Annotated in this window: 17 protein-coding genes and 1 other RNA gene; 9 read left to right on the top strand and 9 right to left on the bottom strand. The window is 64.3% G+C overall.

Going from position 1 to position 17,842, the window contains the following annotated elements:
* Positions 1–68 precede the first annotated feature (68 nt).
* Positions 69–1,283, top strand: coding sequence for an extracellular catalytic domain type 2 short-chain-length polyhydroxyalkanoate depolymerase (locus tag ACI48I_RS10230; RefSeq protein WP_227496575.1), 1,215 nt, complete (start codon positions 69–71; stop codon positions 1,281–1,283).
* An 86-nt stretch (positions 1,284–1,369) separates the two neighbouring features.
* Here the strand turns inward: ACI48I_RS10230 and ACI48I_RS10235 are convergent, their stop codons facing one another.
* Positions 1,370–1,705, bottom strand: a complete 336-nt coding sequence (locus ACI48I_RS10235) for a hypothetical protein (RefSeq protein ID WP_193687007.1) — start codon at positions 1,703–1,705, stop codon at positions 1,370–1,372.
* 298 nt (positions 1,706–2,003) lie between these two features.
* Here ACI48I_RS10235 and ACI48I_RS10240 point away from each other — a divergent pair, with 298 nt between their 5' ends.
* From ACI48I_RS10240 to ACI48I_RS10250, 3 genes are read left to right on the top strand one after another with little or no spacing between them, the layout of a single operon-like run.
* On the top strand, positions 2,004–2,822 hold the full coding sequence (locus ACI48I_RS10240; protein WP_193687006.1) for a quinoprotein dehydrogenase-associated SoxYZ-like carrier: 819 nt from the start codon (positions 2,004–2,006) through the stop codon (positions 2,820–2,822).
* The gene (locus tag ACI48I_RS10245; RefSeq protein WP_498574106.1) at positions 2,823–3,752 is read left to right on the top strand and encodes a quinoprotein relay system zinc metallohydrolase 2; all 930 of its coding nucleotides are present in this window, start codon (positions 2,823–2,825) and stop codon (positions 3,750–3,752) included.
* Positions 3,753–3,756: 4 nt separating this feature from the next.
* A complete protein-coding gene (locus tag ACI48I_RS10250) occupies positions 3,757–5,013 on the top strand; it encodes an NAD(P)/FAD-dependent oxidoreductase (RefSeq protein WP_498574107.1) in 1,257 nt (418 codons plus the stop codon).
* Positions 5,014–5,227: 214 nt separating this feature from the next.
* Here the strand turns inward: ACI48I_RS10250 and rpoH are convergent, their stop codons facing one another.
* From rpoH to ftsY, 4 genes are all read right to left on the bottom strand, one after another.
* Positions 5,228–6,121: an RNA polymerase sigma factor RpoH gene (gene rpoH, locus ACI48I_RS10255; RefSeq protein ID WP_193688815.1), complete on the bottom strand. Its 894-nt coding sequence runs from the start codon at positions 6,119–6,121 to the stop codon at positions 5,228–5,230.
* Positions 6,122–6,634: 513 nt separating this feature from the next.
* The gene (ftsX, locus tag ACI48I_RS10260) at positions 6,635–7,555 is read right to left on the bottom strand and encodes a permease-like cell division protein FtsX (RefSeq protein ID WP_498574108.1); all 921 of its coding nucleotides are present in this window, start codon (positions 7,553–7,555) and stop codon (positions 6,635–6,637) included.
* Positions 7,552–8,226 (bottom strand): cell division ATP-binding protein FtsE, encoded by a 675-nt coding sequence (locus ACI48I_RS10265; protein ID WP_193687002.1) that lies wholly within the window; start codon positions 8,224–8,226, stop codon positions 7,552–7,554. The genes ftsX and ACI48I_RS10265 overlap by 4 nt, the downstream gene beginning before the upstream one ends.
* Before the next feature lie 6 nt (positions 8,227–8,232).
* Positions 8,233–9,333, bottom strand: coding sequence for a signal recognition particle-docking protein FtsY (gene ftsY / locus ACI48I_RS10270; RefSeq protein WP_498574109.1), 1,101 nt, complete (start codon positions 9,331–9,333; stop codon positions 8,233–8,235).
* 248 nt (positions 9,334–9,581) lie between these two features.
* On the opposite strand from ftsY, the gene ACI48I_RS10275 reads away from it, so the two are divergent.
* Complete coding sequence (locus ACI48I_RS10275; RefSeq protein WP_498574110.1) at positions 9,582–9,767, top strand: hypothetical protein; 186 nt, start codon at positions 9,582–9,584, stop codon at positions 9,765–9,767.
* A 19-nt stretch (positions 9,768–9,786) separates the two neighbouring features.
* On the opposite strand, the gene ACI48I_RS10280 is transcribed toward ACI48I_RS10275, so the two are convergent.
* Positions 9,787–10,548 carry a DUF4261 domain-containing protein gene (locus ACI48I_RS10280; RefSeq protein ID WP_498574111.1) on the bottom strand — a complete coding sequence of 254 codons (762 nt, stop codon included), beginning with the start codon at positions 10,546–10,548 and terminating at the stop codon, positions 9,787–9,789.
* Positions 10,549–10,705: 157 nt separating this feature from the next.
* Between ACI48I_RS10280 and ACI48I_RS10285 the strand changes: the two genes are divergently transcribed.
* A complete protein-coding gene (locus ACI48I_RS10285; RefSeq protein WP_498574112.1) occupies positions 10,706–11,644 on the top strand; it encodes a hypothetical protein in 939 nt (312 codons plus the stop codon).
* 34 nt (positions 11,645–11,678) lie between these two features.
* Here the strand turns inward: ACI48I_RS10285 and ACI48I_RS10290 are convergent, their stop codons facing one another.
* Positions 11,679–13,379 carry a thiamine pyrophosphate-binding protein gene (locus ACI48I_RS10290; protein ID WP_498574113.1) on the bottom strand — a complete coding sequence of 567 codons (1,701 nt, stop codon included), beginning with the start codon at positions 13,377–13,379 and terminating at the stop codon, positions 11,679–11,681.
* Positions 13,380–13,508: 129 nt separating this feature from the next.
* Here ACI48I_RS10290 and rnpB point away from each other — a divergent pair.
* The 3 genes from rnpB to ACI48I_RS10305 all read left to right on the top strand — a co-directional run bounded on the left by rnpB (position 13,509) and on the right by ACI48I_RS10305 (position 15,917).
* An RNA gene (rnpB, locus tag ACI48I_RS10295) (RNase P RNA component class A) lies at positions 13,509–13,860 on the top strand.
* A 48-nt stretch (positions 13,861–13,908) separates the two neighbouring features.
* Positions 13,909–15,396: a glycerol kinase GlpK gene (gene glpK, locus ACI48I_RS10300; RefSeq protein ID WP_498574527.1), complete on the top strand. Its 1,488-nt coding sequence runs from the start codon at positions 13,909–13,911 to the stop codon at positions 15,394–15,396.
* Positions 15,393–15,917 (top strand): PH domain-containing protein, encoded by a 525-nt coding sequence (locus ACI48I_RS10305; RefSeq protein WP_498574114.1) that lies wholly within the window; start codon positions 15,393–15,395, stop codon positions 15,915–15,917. Before glpK ends, ACI48I_RS10305 begins: the two co-directional genes overlap by 4 nt.
* Positions 15,918–15,938: 21 nt before the next feature.
* Here the strand turns inward: ACI48I_RS10305 and ACI48I_RS10310 are convergent, their stop codons facing one another.
* Positions 15,939–16,640 (bottom strand): fumarylacetoacetate hydrolase family protein, encoded by a 702-nt coding sequence (locus ACI48I_RS10310; protein ID WP_193686995.1) that lies wholly within the window; start codon positions 16,638–16,640, stop codon positions 15,939–15,941.
* Positions 16,641–16,704: 64 nt separating this feature from the next.
* Positions 16,705–17,655 (bottom strand): AAA family ATPase, encoded by a 951-nt coding sequence (locus tag ACI48I_RS10315; protein ID WP_193686994.1) that lies wholly within the window; start codon positions 17,653–17,655, stop codon positions 16,705–16,707.
* Positions 17,656–17,842: the final 187 nt, after the last annotated feature.

Consider the following 17,842-nt stretch of genomic DNA (forward strand, 5'->3'; position numbering starts at 1 on the left):
CGCCAGGCCTAACGCGCGCCCCCTGCGTGGACGCTCGATATAATCGAGCAAACACGACAATATTGCCCATGCGTGAAGACGAGGTCGCGGCGGAGGAAGCCTGGTCCGTTTTCCGATTGGTGGAGGAGGCGACAATGAGTGCAAATGCGTTGAAGTTACGCCTGGCCTTGCAAGCTGTTCTTGCGCTTGCCGTGACTGGATGCGGAGGCGACGCCACGGCGCCGCAAGCATCTTCGGGGCCGACAACACTGGCCGTGTCCACGAGCGTCGCAGCGGACCCCGCAGCGGTCACGACTGCCGTCGTGAAACTCCCGCGCTACCAGATTGACCCAGCGAAAATCTTCGTCGCCGGGATTTCGTCGGGCGGTTTCGCGGCAGTGCAGATGCACGTTGCCCACTCGTCGACCTTCAAGGGCGCAGCCATCTACGCGGGCGGCGTGTACTGGTGCGCGGGGCTCGAGGGCGCTGCGGGCGCGTTGGCAAATTGTGGCGGCCAGACGCTCCCGACCAATCAGGCATCGTACAACAGCACGCTTGCGGCCTCAATAGCCTACCTGGATGCGCAGTCGAGCCTCGGCACCATCGACCCCTCTTCCAATCTCAAAGGCCAGCCTGTCTACCTCTGGTCCGGCACGCAGGACACTGTCGTCAACCCGCGCGAGATGGCCGACCTCAATTCCGAATACCAGCATTACGGTGCGAATGTCCGCTTCGATAATGCCTTCCCCGCCGCTCACGGCTGGGAATCTCCAAACGGCGAGCTCCCCTGCGGCACGCTCGGGAGCCCCTACATGGTGAACTGCACCGTCAATGGCGCCGTGTACGATTCGGTGAAAACCTGGCTGACGATGTTCCTCGGTCCTTTGAGCCCACGTAATAACGGAAAGCTGACGGGGACCTTGTCGACATTCGACCAAACCGAGTTCGGGGCGTCGCCGAACGTCTCGATGAGCTCGACCGGGAAGATTTTTGTCCCTAAAACCTGCACGCAAGGGAAAACCTGCGGATTCGTCCTTGCCATGCATGGCTGCCTGCAAGCGGAGTCGCTTATCGGAAACCGCTGGGTCACCGAGGCCGGCATTAACGAGTGGGCCGATACGAACCGACTCGTGGTCCTGTATCCCGACACCATTGCGTCGAGTGCGCCCGGCCCCACGAATCCGAAGGCATGCTTTGACTGGTGGGGCTACGCCAACCAATACGATCCGAACTATGCGCTCACGAGCGGCTTGCAGATGTCCGTGCTCTACGCGATGGTGCAGCGTGTGACCGGCCGGCCCTAGGGTCCTGGATACGCCCGCTGCCGCTATCGCAAGGGGCATAAAAAAACCCGCGATCTTCGCGGGTGTTTTTCATGTGTCCAAAACGATTACTTGGTCTTGGCGGTTTCGGAAACATGCGCGCCGTGGGTATCGGCGTCCGCCTTGACGGCGCCCTTGCCCTCGGCTTTCGCTGCCGCCTTGGCGTCCTTGTCGGCTTTTGCCGCCGCCTTGGCATCGGCCTTGCTGACCTTCTTGACCAGCTTGCCGTTGGTTTGCGTGCTGGCCTTCAGATCCTTGTTATCCACGAACGCTGCTTTCGGCGTGGTGGTGTCCGTGCTCGCTTGCGCGGCTGGGGTTGCCGAGGTTGCAGGCGTCGCTGGCGTCTGTGCGACGGCAACGGTGGCAAACAGGCTCGCGATCAGGGTAGCGGTAATTTTTTTCATGGTGCAGCTCCTCGGTTGGTTGTTTGGTAGTGCATGGTCACATCCTACCGACCATTAACGACGCAGCTGACCAGCTTGTTGACAGACTTAACAATTGCTTACATTAGTGGCTTTGGCTCGAACGCTCGTGCCCGCGGAGCCGACGCAGGACTGCTTCCTAACACGCCGCAGCGCGCCGCATGGAACACGATGGGCTTTACGGCCTTCCTGCGTTATAGTCATTACATCGCTCCAGGGAAGAACAGGGCGCCAAGTTCGGCAATGAAACGTGCATCCTTCATGGATAAAGGTTGATTTGATGAAAAACCGTCTACAGGGCAGCCGCTGCTCTTCCTGGGTCTTCAGCCTGGCGATATTGGCCTGGTCGGCGTCTCCGTTACCAGCGCCGGCACAAGAGGCGAATGCCGCCTGGGCCTCGCTGCAACAGTCTCTCTTCCCCGGGAAGAAACTGGAAGCGGCGCCTTTCATCCGTCTGACTGCGCCGGCGCGCGCGGCCAGCGGCGACCAGGTCCCGTTCGCCTTCAGCATCGATCATCCGATGACGGCACAGCAGTACATCAAGTCGGTCACGGTGCTGGTCGACGAAAACCCGGTGCCCCTGACGGCGGTTTTCCACTTTCTTCCGCAGAGTGGAAAAGCAGAAATCGCGACCAGGATCCGCTTCGAATCCGATTCCCCGGTGCACGTCGTGGCGGAGTCGAGCGATGGCCGTTACTATGTGAATGCAGTGACCGTGAAAGCCTCGGGCGGTTGCGCCGGTCCGGCGCCCAGCGGCGATGCGGCAGCGGTCGCCGCGGCGGGGCAAATGAAGATGGCGCTGGACGGGCCTTTCAAGGGAGGCGAGGTCAACCAGGCAAGGCTGCTGATCAGGCACCCGATGTACACCGGTTTGCAGCGCGACCTGGTCACGCATGGATTCCGGCCCGCCTTTTTCATCAACAAGGTCGACGTCACGTACAACGGCAAGCCGGTGCTGATGGCCGACACCAATATCGGCATCAGCGAGAATCCTTCGATCCAGTTTGGCTTCTTCGCCGACAAGCCCGGCACCTTGCAAGTCGTCCTGCAGGACAATCGGGGCGCCACCTTCCGCCAGTCGCTGGACGTCGGAGGCTAGGTGCGGCGCCTGGTCCGCGCGCTGGTCGTGCTGGCAGCCGCGCATACTGCGCATGCCGACGCCGCGCCGCTGCGTCTCGAGCAGGTTGCGCCGGGCATGTACGTGCACATCGGGCAGCACAAGGACGTCGACGACGGTTACGACGGCGATATCGCCAACATCGGCTTCGTGGTCGGCACGGACGCAGTCGCGGTCATCGATACCGGCGGCTCGTATGCGGTCGGCATGGCCCTGAAGGAAGCGCTGCGCGCGATTACCCGGCTGCCCATTCGCTATGTGATCAACACGCATGTGCACCCTGACCACGTATTCGGCAACGCCGCTTTCATCGACGACAAGCCTGGTGCGCAACCCCGATTCATCGGCCATGCCATGCTGCCCCAGGCGATGGCCCTGCGCAGCGATATGTACGTGCGCAACCTGAAAAAACAGTTGGGCGGCGCGGCCGACAACAGCAGGCTGGTCGCCCCGGACGAGACGGTGCAGGACCGCCTGAGCCTCGACCTGGGCCGGCGCAAGCTCGAACTCCGGGCTTGGCCGGGTGCGCATACCAACAACGACCTGACCGTGTTCGATGCCGCGAGCGGCACCCTGTGGACGGGCGATCTGCTGTTCATCGAGCGCACGCCCGCCGTCGATGGCGACATCAAGGGCTGGCTCTCTGCGATGGATGCACTGGAAAGGCTGCCGGCCGTCGCGACCATTCCGGGACATGGCCCCGTCACACGCGACAAGCACCAGGCCCTGGACAGGCAGCGCGCCTACCTGACGACTTTGCTGCGCGACGTACGTACCAGTATCAAAAACGGCACCGGCATGACCGAGACGATGGGGACGGCGGCGGCCTCCGAGCGCGGGCGCTGGCAGCTTTTTGACGTCGTCAACCGGCGTAATGTCAACCTGATCTATCCTTCCCTGGAATGGGAGTGAGGCGATGCGCAGACGCCAGCTTCTCGAATGGGCATTGGCAGGGTCGGCATGGACAGCCATGGCGCAGGCATCCGGCAAGCGCAGGAGCGCTTCACCAGGCCGTGTCGTGGTGGTCGGCGCCGGCTATGGCGGCGCGACCGCGGCCAAGTACGTCAGGCTATTGAGCGGCGGACGCATCGAGGTCATCCTCGTGGACCAGAACGCGCAGTTCGTCTCTTGCCCGGTCAGCAACCGCGTGCTGGCCGGCCAACGAACGCTGGAGCAACTCACCTTCGCCTACGATGCGCTGCAGCAGCACCATGGCGTCAAATTCATGCGCGGCGGCGTCACGGCGATCGACCCGGACAAGTCGCGCATCGTCATGGCAGATAAAAAACTGTCGTATGACCGGCTGATCCTCGCCCCCGGGATCGATTTCATCTACGACGCCTTTCCCGCGCTCGCCGGCGCCCAGGAGCAGATTCCCCATGCCTGGAAAGCGGGACCGCAGACGCGCAATCTGCAGCGCCAGCTGATCGCCATGCCGAACGGCGGCGTCTTCACGATCGTGGTGCCGCCACAGCCTTATCGTTGTCCGCCCGCGCCCTATGAGCGCGCCTGCCAGGTCGCCTTTTACCTCAAGACGCACAAACCCCGGTCCAAGGTCGTGGTGCTCGACGCCAATCCCGTCATCACCTCGAAACGGGCCCTGTTCGAGCGGGCATGGCGTGACCTGTATCCCGGCCTGATCGACTACCTGCCGGGCAGCGAGCTGCAGGGAGTGGATGTGGCGACGAAGACCGTCAGGACGGCGTTCGATACGGTCAAGTCCACCGTGCTGAACATCATTCCACCCCAGCGCGCGGGCAAACTTGCCCAGGAGGCCGGCCTGGCGGACAGCGAGGGGCGCTGGTGCGAGGTCGATTTTCTCAGTTATGCCTCGACGGTACTGCCCCGGGTCCACGTCATTGGCGATGCGATCGAATCGGGCTTGCCCAAGTCGGCGCATATGGCCAATGCCCAGGCGAAGATCTGTGCGCGTGCCGTCGTCGACCTGATGCTGGGCCAGGCGCCAGACGCGGCACCGGCCTTTGCCAATACCTGCTACAGCTATATCGACGACAGGCAGGCAATGCACATCTCGACCTTGTACCGGTACGACGCGGCGAAGAAGAGCATGCAGGCGGAGGGGGCCGGCGTGCTGTCCGAGCATGCATCTGCGCAGGAGGGGGGAGATGCCGATGCCTGGGCGCGGCAGATCTGGGCGGATGTGCTGAGTTAGGGCGCAGTTGATCGAACGCCGTAACGCGTGGGCAATGCCCACCCTACGGTGCACCACCGTCCGCAGCAAGTTCAATCAACTGTGGCGTAACGTAGGGTGGGCATTGCCCACGCGTTCACCGTTTGAAACCATGCGGCCCGTTACATTGACCAACAAATTTGCCAAAAAAAAAGCGGCCCGCGCGGGGCCGCCGTGTCCTTCAATGTCTGGCTGCTTACACAAACGCCGCCAGCGCACCTTTCATCTTCTTCAATGCCGCCGACTCGATCTGGCGAATCCGCTCGGCCGACACGCCAAACTCTTCGGCCAGCGTGTGCAGGGTCGCACCCGAGCCGTCGTCGTTCGCCAGCCAGCGCGCTTCGACGATGCGGCGCGAACGCGGGTCGAGCTTGCCCAGCGCCGTTTCCAGGCCTTCGGACTGCAGGCGCGTGACCTGCTCGGCTTCCAGCACCTTGGTCGGTTCCTGCTGGTCCGAGGACAGGTAGGCGATCGGCGAGAACTTGTCGTCTTCGTCGTCGGTCGGCGCTTCCAGGGCGATGTCGCGGCCCGAGAGGCGGGTTTCCATCTCGATCACTTCCTCACGCTTGACGTCGAGCATCTTCGCCAGGTCGTCGACCTGGGTCGGGGTCATCGCGTCCAGGCCCACCTTGTTGCTGCGCAGGTTGAAGAACAGCTTGCGCTGGGCCTTGGTCGTGGCGACCTTCACCAGGCGCCAGTTTTTGAGGATGTATTCGTGCATCTCGGCCTTGATCCAGTGCATCGCGTACGACACCAGGCGTACGCCCTGGTTCGGGTCGAAACGCTTCACGGCCTTCATCAGGCCGATATTGCCTTCCTGGATCAGGTCGGCGTGCGGCAGGCCATAGCCCAGGTAGCCGCGCGCGATCGACACCACCAGGCGCAGGTGCGACAGCACCAGCTTTTGCGCGGCGTCGAGATCATTCGCATCCCGCAGCCGCTTTGCCAGCGAAACCTCTTCCTCGTGGGTCAGCATCGGCAGGCGGTTGACGGCGGAAATATACGCGTCGATATTGCCGAGATTGCCGGTGAAACCGAGGTTCAAGGCACGACTGCTGGTCGGAACCAGTGCGGATTGTGCGGACATCATCATTTTCCTCGTAGAGTAATCTTTGCTGCATCGATCAGGTTCCCGGGACATCCCGGAAACTGATGGCACGCTTATCTTCAAGCCTGTGCCGGATGCGTTTCAGATCTTGTTTACCTTCACTTGAGAACATATATTAGCACTCCCCATGGGAGAGTGCCAGCAACGCCCCCGGATCGGAAGAGCGTTTAAGTTTCATCAAAGTATTTCTTTGCGGAAACGAAAATAGAACGATTTACTGTAGAACAAAGCCTTGCATTATTGTTGAGATAGCTCAAACGTACCGGACATGCGGCTGCGGTCAGGACTCAGGTTACGGGTCCGCGACACGTGGTTTCTGTTAGTTGGCGCACCGAGGAAGAAGTTCAGCGCTCAGAAGGGAAGATGTCTGGCGCGCTGGCGGCGTCAATACCTACAAATGGGGGCGTGAAAATTTGCAGGGCGGCACAACATGGGCAGGCGATATGGCCCGGGCAGAATCGCCCGGCCATACCGCTTCCGTCTCCCTGCGCGGCCTCAGCGCATGCGCGCCAGGTGGCGCTGCACCGACAGCAGGGCCCCGACCAGGCCGAGTCCGGCACTGATGGCCAGCAAGCCCGCCACTTCCAGCGCGCCGAGCGGCGCCAGCTGGAATTCCGACGCATACAGCCGCGCGAACTCGGCGATGGCATTGTTGAGCGGATGCAGGCCCAGCGCGACCGCGCCCAGCGCCACGGCGCCGGCGCACAGCCCGAGCAGGGCGCCCGTGTAATAGAAAGGCCGATGGATGAAATTGTCGGTCGCGCCCAGCAGCTTCGAGACGGCAATTTCCTCACGCTGGGTCAGGACCTGCAGGCGGATCGTGTTGAACACGACCGCAATCACCACCACGCCCAGCGTGACCGCCAGCAACAGCAGCGCCAGGCGCAGGATGCCGAGCAGGGCAGCCAGGCGTTTCACCCAGGCCGAATCGACTTGCACGGTATCGACCTGCGGCAGCGCGCCCATCTGCTCGACGATGCCGTCGATGCGCGCGGCCTCGACGGTGCTATTGAAACCTTCGAGTTTCATCACATAGCTGTCGGGCAGCGGATTCTCGCCCAGCGTGTCGAGGGCGGCGGACAGGCCGCTGCGGTCTTTCAAATCGTCGAGCGCCTGTTCGCGCGGCACGAACACGATCCTGGCCTTGCTGCCTTGCAGGATCTGGCGCAGCCGGGGTGCGAGCGCCTGCGCCTCCTCGCGCGTCGCGCCCGGTTTCACGAACAGGCTTACTTCCGGATCGACCGATAACTGCTCCGACATCGGACGCACGTTGTCGAGCAGGGTGATGCCGGCGAAGGGCAGCGCCAGCGCCACCGCGACGACGAGCACGTTGAACAGGAAGCTGCCGGGCGCCTTGCGCAGGGTGGACAGTGCCGCGCCGAGCGCGAACTGGTGCTGGCGGATCCAGGGGCTCATGCCGCACCTCCAACACGGTCAGTCGGGACGAGTTGGCCATGTTCCAGGCGAATCACGCGCGCCGCGCCGTCGAGCACCTGCTCGTCGTGGGTCGAAATCAGGCAGGTCACGCCGACGGAATGAAACGCGCGCAGGGCGTCGAGCACCTTGTCGGCGGCCACGCGGTCGAGGTTGGCCGTCGGTTCGTCGGCCAGGATGATCTGCGGCCGGTTGACGATCGCACGGGCAATCGCCACGCGCTGCTGTTCGCCGCCGGACAGTTCCAGCGGATGGGCTTTCGCACGGTCGAGCAGGCCGACCTTGTCGAGCGCGGCCCGGGCCCGTTGCTCGGCCCCGGCCTTGGGGGCACCGGTGACCAGCAGCGGCAGCATCGTATTGGCGAGGATGTTGCGGTCGTTCAGCAGGCGCTGGTGCTGGAAGATCAGGCCGAGTTTACGGCGCAGGAAGGGGATGCCGGGTTTGCCCAGCTTGCCGATGTCCTGGCCGAACACGATCACGCGGCCGCTGCTCGGACGCTCGATGGCGGCGATCATCTTCATCAGGGTCGACTTGCCGGCGCCGGACGGGCCGGCCAGGTAGACCAGTTCGCCCTTGTCGATGTTCAGGGATACCTCGCGCAGGGCGGTGGCATCGGCGGAATATTGCTTCGAAACGGAGTGGAATTCGATCATCTGCATTTATCCGAGCAGCGCTTCGACGAACTCTTCTGCATTGAAAGGCTGCAGGTCGTCCAGCTTCTCGCCGACGCCGATGAAGTACACCGGCACCGGACGCGTGCGCGCGATCGCGGCCAGCACGCCGCCCTTGGCCGTGCCGTCGAGCTTGGTGATCACGAGGCCGGTCAGCTGCAGCGCGTCATCAAAAGCCTTCACCTGCGCCAGCGCGTTCTGGCCGGTATTGCCGTCGATGACGAGCACGGTTTCGTGGGGGGCGCCATCCATGCCCTTGCCGATCACGCGCTTGATCTTTTTCAGTTCTTCCATCAGGTGCAGCTGGGTCGGCAGGCGGCCGGCTGTATCGACCATCACGACGTCAACGCCGCGTGCCTTGCCAGACTGCACCGCGTCGAAGGCGACCGCGGCCGGATCGCCCGAGGCTTGCGAGATCACGGTGACGTTGTTGCGCTGGCCCCAGACCATCAACTGCTCGCGCGCAGCGGCGCGGAAGGTGTCGCCGGCGGCCAGCAGCACGGACTGATCCGAGCGCTGCATGTGCTTGGCGAGTTTGCCGATGGTGGTGGTTTTACCCGCACCATTGACGCCGGAAATCATCATCACGAGCGGCTCATGGCGGCCCAGTTCCAGCGGCTTTTGCAGGGGCGCGAGCATCTCGATCATCAGCGTTTTCAGCGCGGCCTTCACGGCGGCGGCGTCGAGCAGCTTGTCCTCCTTCACCTTGCGGCGCAGGCTATCGAGAAGAAACTGGGTCGCGTCCATGCCGGCATCCGACATCAGCAGCGCGGACTCGAGTTCCTCGTACAGGTCTTCGTCGATGCGCGCGCCGACGAACAGCAGCGACAAATTGCTCGAGGTCTTGGACAGGCCCGCCTTCAGGCGCGTCATCCAGGACCGTTTCTTTTCCGCTTCGCTGGTCGGGCGTTCGGCCGTTTCTTCGATGAAGAGGTCGGCTTCAGGGACGGCTTGCGTTACCGGGGCAGGTGCCAGGGCAGGTGCAGCAGGCGCCGGGGCGGGCGCAGGGGCGGGCACAACCGGCGCCGGCACAACCTCGACCGGCGCCGGTGTGTCGGCGGCTTTTTTTCTTTTAAAGAAACTAAACATGGATTGAATGGTGGAGGGTAGTGCATGCACATGCCGGACAAAACCGCCGGCACGACGAAAAGGGTCGCGCGTATTTTACCAGAGGGAGGTACTGACGAATCGGCAACGAATTGCCATCGAATTGGACAATGCAAAACGCTGCCGATATGCGCAAACGCGACAGTTCTGAAATGCGGCCCCAGGCCTGCCGACGACCTGGAGCGATCGAATCGTGCGCCCGGGTGTGTCCGTGCGCGCTGGTCTACAGTATGGGTTCGACCAGCACCGAACAGGAGGAAAAGCCCAGGAAACGGTCCACGCTGCGCAACTCGCTCGCCTGGCTGTTCATTGCCCTCGTCGCGCTGTTCCTGACGCATCCGACAGCGGAGCAGCAAAGCGTATTCGACGGCCCCTTGCCGCTGCCGGCCGATCTCGAGCCCCTGCTGCCGGGCTAGCGAACGGCCGCCAGTCGACTTATTGCCGGTTGCGGACCCACCAGTTGCCCTTCTTTTCCGGGGCGACCGGGCTCAGGCGCCAGGCGCCGTAGGGATTATTGAACAGCGAGCCTTCGCCGTAATCGACCGCCGCCACCTTTTCGACCCGGTACACGGGTTTGCCCTCGCTGACCGAAAAGGTGTGGCCATCGGCCAGTTGTGGAGAACGTTCGAGCAGGTAGCGGGTGAAGAAGCGCAGCATGTCGGCCGCCTGCGTCTTGTCGCCCCCGCTGGTGATCGCTTCCGGCAAGCCGAAGTTGTGCATGCCGCAGGAATAGACCTCGGCGCCGGCCACGTAGACCACCAGCGCCCGGTGCGCCGTCAGCTGGTCGAGCTGTTCGCACATGTCGATCCAGTATGCCGGGGCGTGGGCGATCCCGGTGCTGTCGACCTTCACGCCAAGGCCGCCGCTATCGATCAGGGCGGCGCCGGCGCGCATCATCGCCTCGGCCGCTTCGCGCGAACCGCCCGGTCCTGCCAGGTAGGCGACCGACGCGTGGTCGTCGATGTCGGCCATCGCCTCGGTGGAGGCCCAGTGCGGACCGGCCCTGGCGAAGTCCGCCGCCAGGTTCGGATCGGGCCCTTGCAGCACGAGTTCCCAGGCGAAGCCGGTCTCGGCGTCGCGCAGCACGGTGCCCGTCAGGGAATAACCGATGGCGCTGACGGCGATCTCGTCGGCCAGGATGCTGCTGTTGTCCCATGGACCGGGAATGCACAAGACCAGTTCTGGGGTGGTGCTCACGGTGTTTCGTCTCCTTATCGTTTTGCCTGGCGCGCAGGCCCGTTGTGCATGCTGCCGTCGAGCAGCATAGCGCGTTCGGCGCAATGCTGCGTTTGGCAATCGAACCAGGGTCGAGGACCGTGCTGGAGCGTTCGTGCGAGGTGATAAAAGGTGAGAATTGGACCATCTTAATTCGGTAAACTATTCGCGAAACGGGATCTGCTCGCGTGGCGGCGTGATTCGCGTTTTAACCAAAAAAGGACGGCCCCTGATGCACCTTAGAATAATTACGGGCTTTGCCGCGCTTCTCGCGCTGGCCGCGTGCGGCGGAGGCAGTTCGCAGCCCGAACCGGCACCAGTCAATACGCAGGGACTCTGGTATCAAATCAATCCATACGCATTTTCCGAATTCCTGCTGCCTTATGTCCTGGTCCAGAATGGGGCCGACATCGTCGTCAAGCATTGCGACCGCTCCACCTCGGGCTGGAAGCTGCAGGGGAGCACACTGCTCGAAACGAATGGGGCACCTGCGAATTGGCACATCGCGGGCGACAACGCGATCATCGGTAAGCTTGGCGCGAGCGGCGGCGCCGAGTGGCGGCGGTTTTCAAATTCCCCCGTCTTCGACTCGGGGCGGGTGTCATTCCAGGGAGCATCCCTGACGCCCTTGCAGGCGAGCCAGGATGTCTGCGCTGCCAGGGCGAGCGCGACGTACAAGGACGTGAACGGGACCGATATCAGTTCGGCCGGCATCATGATAACCGCCCCCTACCAGGGCAGCCATGTGCGGATCGACCTCAACTTCGCACCCCCGCGCAAGAGTGGCGTCAGCCTTCCCGCAGCTTATGTGCCCTTGAGCGATTACCTGCGCACGGGTGAGTTCGTGGTCGGCGACAGCACGTACTTCGTTCAACATCTGGACAGCGCCGCCCACGTGCAAGTGCGCTCGGCCGCATTCACGGCGTCGAAAGGCCGCGACAGCCTGACGATCACAGGGGGCAAGATCACGGTCGGTGTTCTCGCCAATGGCGCATACACCTTCAACGGCAGCCTGACCACCGACAGCGACGGGCCGCTGGCGTTCAGCGCCGAGCTGACGCTGGAACGGCGCTTGTAGTACCTGCCGTCGCCGTTTGCGGTGCAAGCGGGCCTTAGCCCCCCTGTCCCGCCTGCGCCGCCTTGCGCATCGCCTCCAGCGTGAGGTTTGGCGTAATCAGGTTACCGTCGTAACGCAGCTCGATCAGCGCCGGCAACCCCTTGCCGTTCGCATGTTCCAGTGCGCGCGCCAGGGCCGGCGCGAAGTCGGCCGTCTTCTCGACGATTTCCCCATGCCCGCCGTAGGCCCGCGCCAGCGCCGCGAAGTCCGGGTTGTGCAGGGTCGTACCCGAGACGCGGCCCGGATAGGTTTTTTCCTGGTGCATGCGGATGGTGCCGAACATGCTGTTGTTGAAGACGATGATGATCACGCCGGCCCCGTACTGCACGGCGGTCGCCAGTTCCTGGCCCGTCATCATGAATTCGCCGTCTCCCGCAAAGGTGACGACGGTGCGCTGCGGGTCGACGATTTTTGCCGCGACACCCGAGGGCACCGCATAGCCCATCGCGCCGTTGGTCGGCGCCAGCTGCGTGCGCATGCCGCCATAGCGCCAGAAGCGGTGCGCCCAGGAGGCGTAGTTGCCGGCGCCGTTGGTGATGATGGTGTCGCGTGGGAGCGTCGCCATCAGGTCCTGCACCACTTGCCACAGGTCCAGCGGCGCTTCGCCGTTCCTGAAGATTGGCGGCTGCTCCTGGTAAGCGGCGAGATCGGCCTTCGCCTCGGCGACGGTATGGCGCCAGGCGCTGGCATCGACCGGTTCCATCGCGGCCAGCATGGCGGTGACTTGCGGCGCGCCGCTGGCGATCATCAATTCGGCCTGATAGACGCTGCCCAGTTCCTCGGGGTCGGCGTGGATGTGGACCAGGCGCTGGGCCGGCACCGGCGAGGCGAGCAGGGTGTAGCCGCCGGTCGTCATCTCGCCCAGGCGCGGGCCGATCGCAATGACGAGATCCGCGTCCTTGACGCGCGCGGCCAGTTTCGGGTTGATGCCGATGCCGACGTCGCCGATGTAATTCGGGTGGGCGTTATCGAGCAGGTCCTGGAAGCGGAAGGTGCAGGCGACGGGAAGTGCGTTCGCTTCGGCGAAGCGTTGCAGGTCGGCGCAGGCCTGCGCATTCCAGGTGCCGCCGCCGAGCAGCACGATCGGGCGCTGCGCTTCGGCCAACATCGAACGCAGGGTATCGATTTGCGCAGCGCTTGGCGCCGCCTGCACCGGCTGGTAGCGGCGGGTGTCGGCCACTTCTGCCGTATCGATCAGCATGTCCTCGGGCAGGGCCAGTACCACCGGGCCCGGACGGCCGCTGGTCGCAATCTGGAACGCGCGCGCGATGTATTCGGGGATGCGGTCGGCGCGGTCGATCTGCGCCACCCATTTCGCCATTTCGCCGTACATGCGGCGGTAGTCGATTTCCTGGAAGGCTTCGCGGTCGACGAAATCGTTGCCGACCTGGCCGATGAACAGGATCATGGGCGTGGAATCCTGGTAGGCCGTGTGCACGCCGATCGAGGCGTTCGTCGCGCCGGGGCCGCGGGTGACGAAACAGATGCCGGGCTTGCCGGTCAGCTTGCCGTAGGCCTCGGCCATGAAGGCCGCGCCCCCTTCCTGGCGGTTGATGACGAAGCGGATCTCGGAGTCATGCAGGGCGTCGAGCACGTCGAGATAGCTTTCGCCGGGCACGCCGAAGGCGGTGTCGACGCCGTGGACGTGCAGTGCATCGACCAGGATCTGGCCGCCGGTGCGGGAAGGGTGCGTCATGTGTCGGTCATCCTTGAAAGGTAGGCATCGTGGCATTCTATGCAATCGCCTGGCGGCGGGCTTTTCAAATGGCGACACCGATTTTCAAAAATGGCGGCGCTTACCCCCATCGGTTACAATGCACCCCGTGAAGCAGGCCAGACAGCCGCTGGCTGGCACTCTCAAGGTGCCGGCGGGAGGAAGGTCCGGACTCCACAGAGCGGGGTGACGGTTAACGGCCGTCCGCCGAAAGCCGCTGGCGCAAGCCAGGGGTATAAGGCGAGGAATAGGGCCACAGAGACGAGCGTATTTAGTTACGGTGAAACGCGGTAACCTCCACTCGGAGCAATTCCAAATAGGCACGCGTTGATGTTGCTCGCGGAGCGTGCGGGTAGGAAGCTTGAGCGCCGGAGTAATTCGGCGCCTAGAGGAATGGCTGTCATAGGGGCGTCCCGCAAGGGAGACCACTACACAGAATCCGGCCTATCGGCCTGCTTTACACTTAATTCACAGCGCAGGGGGACTCGTGCCTCAACATCTGCCTCAGTACGTGCCGCAGTACGTCCTGGCCCTGGACCAGGGAACGACCAGTTCCCGCGCCATCCTGTTCGATCGCCAGGGACAGGTCTTCGCCTGCGCCCAGCAGGAGTTTCCCCAGCATTTCCCGCAGCCCGGCTGGGTCGAGCACGACGCGCTCGACATCTGGAACAGCCAGCTCGCCTGCGCGCGCAAGGTGATGTCCGATAGCCGCGTGCCGGCTTCCCAGATCGCCGCCATCGGCATCGCCAATCAACGCGAGACCACCGTCGTCTGGGACCGCGCCAGCGGCGAGCCGATCGCGCCCGCCATCGTCTGGCAGGACCGGAGAACGGCCGGTGCCTGCGACCGCCTGCGCGAGGCGGGCTACGCGCGCCAGATCAGCCGCAGCACCGGACTCGAACTGGACGCCTATTTTTCCGCCACCAAACTGCAATGGCTGCTCGAGAACGTGCCCGGCGCGCGCGAACGGGCCCTGGCCGGCGAACTCTGTTTCGGCACGATCGACAGCTGGCTCGCCTATCAATTATGCGGGCGCCATGTCACCGACGTCAGCAACGCTTCGCGCACGATGCTCTACAACATCCATACGATGCGTTGGGATCCGTTTCTGCTCGACCTGTTCGGCGTGCCGGAATCGATGTTGCCGGAAGTGGTGCGCAGCTCGGGCCAGGTCGGCCTCGCGCGCGAGGAATGGTTCGGCAGGCCGATCCCCCTGTCGGGCATCGCCGGCGACCAGCAGGCCGCCACCTTCGGCCAGGCCTGCTACGACAAGGGCATGGTGAAAAATACCTATGGCACCGGTTGTTTCATGCTGATGCACTCGGGCTATGTGCCGCCGGTCTCGCGCAACCGCCTGCTGGCGACCATCGGCTGGAAGATCGACGGCCGCACCGACTACATGTTGGAGGGCAGCGTCTTCATGGGCGGCGCCACCGTCCAGTGGCTGCGCGATGGCCTCGGCATCATCAAGGAGTCGAACGAGGTCGAAGCGCTGGCGACCTCGGTGCCGGATTCCGGCGGCGTGATGCTGGTGCCGGCCTTTGTCGGCCTCGGCGCGCCGCACTGGGACCCATACGCGCGCGGCACCATCGTCGGCATGACGCGCGGCACGACAAAGGCGCACATTGCACGCGCGGCGATCGAGGCAATCGCCTACCAGAGCGCGGAATTGCTGGCGGCGATGCAGAAGGATGCCGCCTGCCCGGTGATGGAAGTACGCGCCGACGGCGGCGCCGCCCGCAACGATTTACTCATGCAATTCCAGGCCGACCTGCTCGGCGTGCCGGTGGTGCGCCCGGCGGTGACGGAAACCACGGCGCTGGGCGCGGCCTACCTGGCCGGCCTGGCCGAGGGCTTCTGGAGCTCGCGCGAGGAAATCCAGGCCCTGTGGCGCGCCGAGCGCCGCTTCGAGCCGGACATGCCGGCCGAGCGTCGTGCCGAATTGCGGGCGCGCTGGGCGCGTGCGGTCGAGCATGCCAAGGGCTGGGTCGAGCATTGACGGCGTTCGCGATTCCGGCGCCGGACGCCTGGGTGTATGCGGCCTTGTTCGCCATCGCGCTGCTGGCCTGCGGCGCGCCCTTGCTGGTGCTGCGCCGCGACGGGCCGGCGCGTACCCTGCGCAACGTGGGACTGGCGGCGATCCTGATCGTGCCGTTGATGTCGGCCCTCGGTTTTACCATGTCGGACAACGAGTTGCTTCTTGAAAACGGCAAGCTCGTGCTGCACGCGGCCCACTTCTACCAGCACGAGCGTCCGCTGGGCGAGTTCGACCTGGCGCGGGCGCGGGCCGGTAGTCTCGACGCCATCCCGGAGGCCCGGCTCGGCGTGCGCAGCAATGGCATCAGCCTGCCGGGTTATGCGGCGGGGCGTTTTACGGGGCAGGGCGGACAGGTGTTTGCGTTGCTGACCGACCGCGGCCGGGTGGTCTACCTGCCGGCCAGAACTGGACCTTCGTTATTGATCAGCGTGGAGCAGCCGGAGCGCTTCCTGGCTGCGCTGCGCGCAACGCCGGCCAGGTGAGGACGCGCGGCCACTACCCGCTTACGATTTCTCGACGATCTCGAGATCGAACTCGTCGACGCCCGCCACTTCGCCGTGCACCCGGTCACCCGGCTGCAGCGCACCGACGCCGCCCGGCGTACCGGTGAAGATCAGGTCTCCCGGCGCCAGCGTCACCAGGCGCGACAGGTGGCTGATGATGTCGGCGATCGGCCAGATCATCTCGTTCAAGGCGCCGTCCTGGCGCACCTCGCCGTTCACGGAAAAGCGGATGCAGGCATCGTCTGCCGGATGGCCGAAGGCGCTCACCGGACGCAGCGGGCTGCACGGGGCGGAGGCATCGAAACCCTTGGCCATGTCCCACGGACGGCCGGTGTCCTTCGCCACCGCCTGCATGTCGCGCCGCGTCAGGTCGAGGCCGACGCCGTAACCCCACACCTTGGCCAGTGCCTCGTCCGCCGGAATGTCGGCGCCGCCCGAACGCAGGGCGACGACCAGTTCGATCTCGTGGTGCAGGTCCTTTGTCGCCGGCGGATAGGGAATGGCGCCTTCGGCGGGCACTACGGCGTCGGCCGGCTTGGTGAAGAAGAAGGGCGGTTCACGGTCCGGATCGCTGCCCATTTCGCGCGCGTGGGTCGCATAATTGCGGCCGACGCAGAAGACGCGGCGGATCGGGAAGCGGGCGCTGCTGCCGAAGATGGCGAGCGAAGGCGTGGCAGGTGGCGTGATGGCGAACTCGGTCATGGGGCTCTCTGGTTGACGATATGACCTTATTCTAGCGCCGCCGGAGGATCAGCGGAACGCCAAGTTAAAACCCGATCCGCGCCCGTCCCGGCACGCCGCGCAGGCGCACGTCGGCCACGGTCACATGGGCACGCCCGTCGGCCACCGCATAACCCAGGCTGTCGAGCAGGGTCTTGCGCAGGTCGCGCGGGGCGACCGGGGCCAGCTTGTCGAGCACCGCATCGGGCAGGCGCGCGTCGAACCCGGGCAAGTTCAGTTCCACCAGCAGCGCCGCGACCATGCGCTGGGCGATCCCGGCCGCCTGGCTCGCCGTCGGCGCCGGCACCTCGTACACGGCCATCCGGTTCAACAGGGGCGCCGGGATGCCTTCGGTGGAATTGGCGGTGAGTACCCAGAAGATCTGGCTGGCGTCGATCTCGACGTCGATGAATTCGTCGCGGAAGGCGCGCGAGGTTTCCGGCTCCAGCAGTTGGTACAAGGCGGCCAGCGGGTCGGACTGCGAGGAACCGCTCGCCTTTTCCACTTCATCGAGCACCACGACCGGATTCGCGTACTGGCCGCGCACGAGGCGCTCGGCGACCTTGCCGCATTTCGCGCCGCGCCAGCTGGCCGAGCTGCCGGTGATGACGAAGCCGGCTGAGAGGGCGTTCATGCTGATCAGTTCGCAGTCGGTGCCCATGGCGCGCGCCAGGCGCTTGGCGAAATGGGTCTTGCCGACGCCCGGCCCGCCCAGCAGCAGGATCGGCATCACATTGAACCCCTTGTTGCCGGCGTGGGCCAGGCGCAGGTAGCGCGCCAGGTCGTCCAGCACGGCGTCGAAGTTCGGGCATTCTTCAAAGAGCGGGGACAGGGCGTCGAGGGAAGAGGGCGTGGTCACGAAGCGCTCGGGGCCGGTATCGAGCATGCGTTCATAGAACGCTTCGAGCTCGGGCGAGCGGCCCCGGCTGCGATCCAGGGCATCCTGTACGTCGAGCAGGTCGTACACGGCGCGGGTGCGCGCAATGGTCAGGCTCACGGCAATCTCCTTGCTGTTACGGCAACTCGCCCCCGGCCTGGGCCGAACTGTTGGGCGATGGAGAAATCCTAATCCTTCCAGCATGAATCCGCAATTTCCCGGATGTCGCGTGCGAGCCGGCCACAGCTACGATCTCGTCACGGAAAATGAATATTTTTTCTACAAGGAAAAAATGTCGCGTAATTAT

This window comes from Massilia sp. LXY-5 (assembly GCF_059801075.1).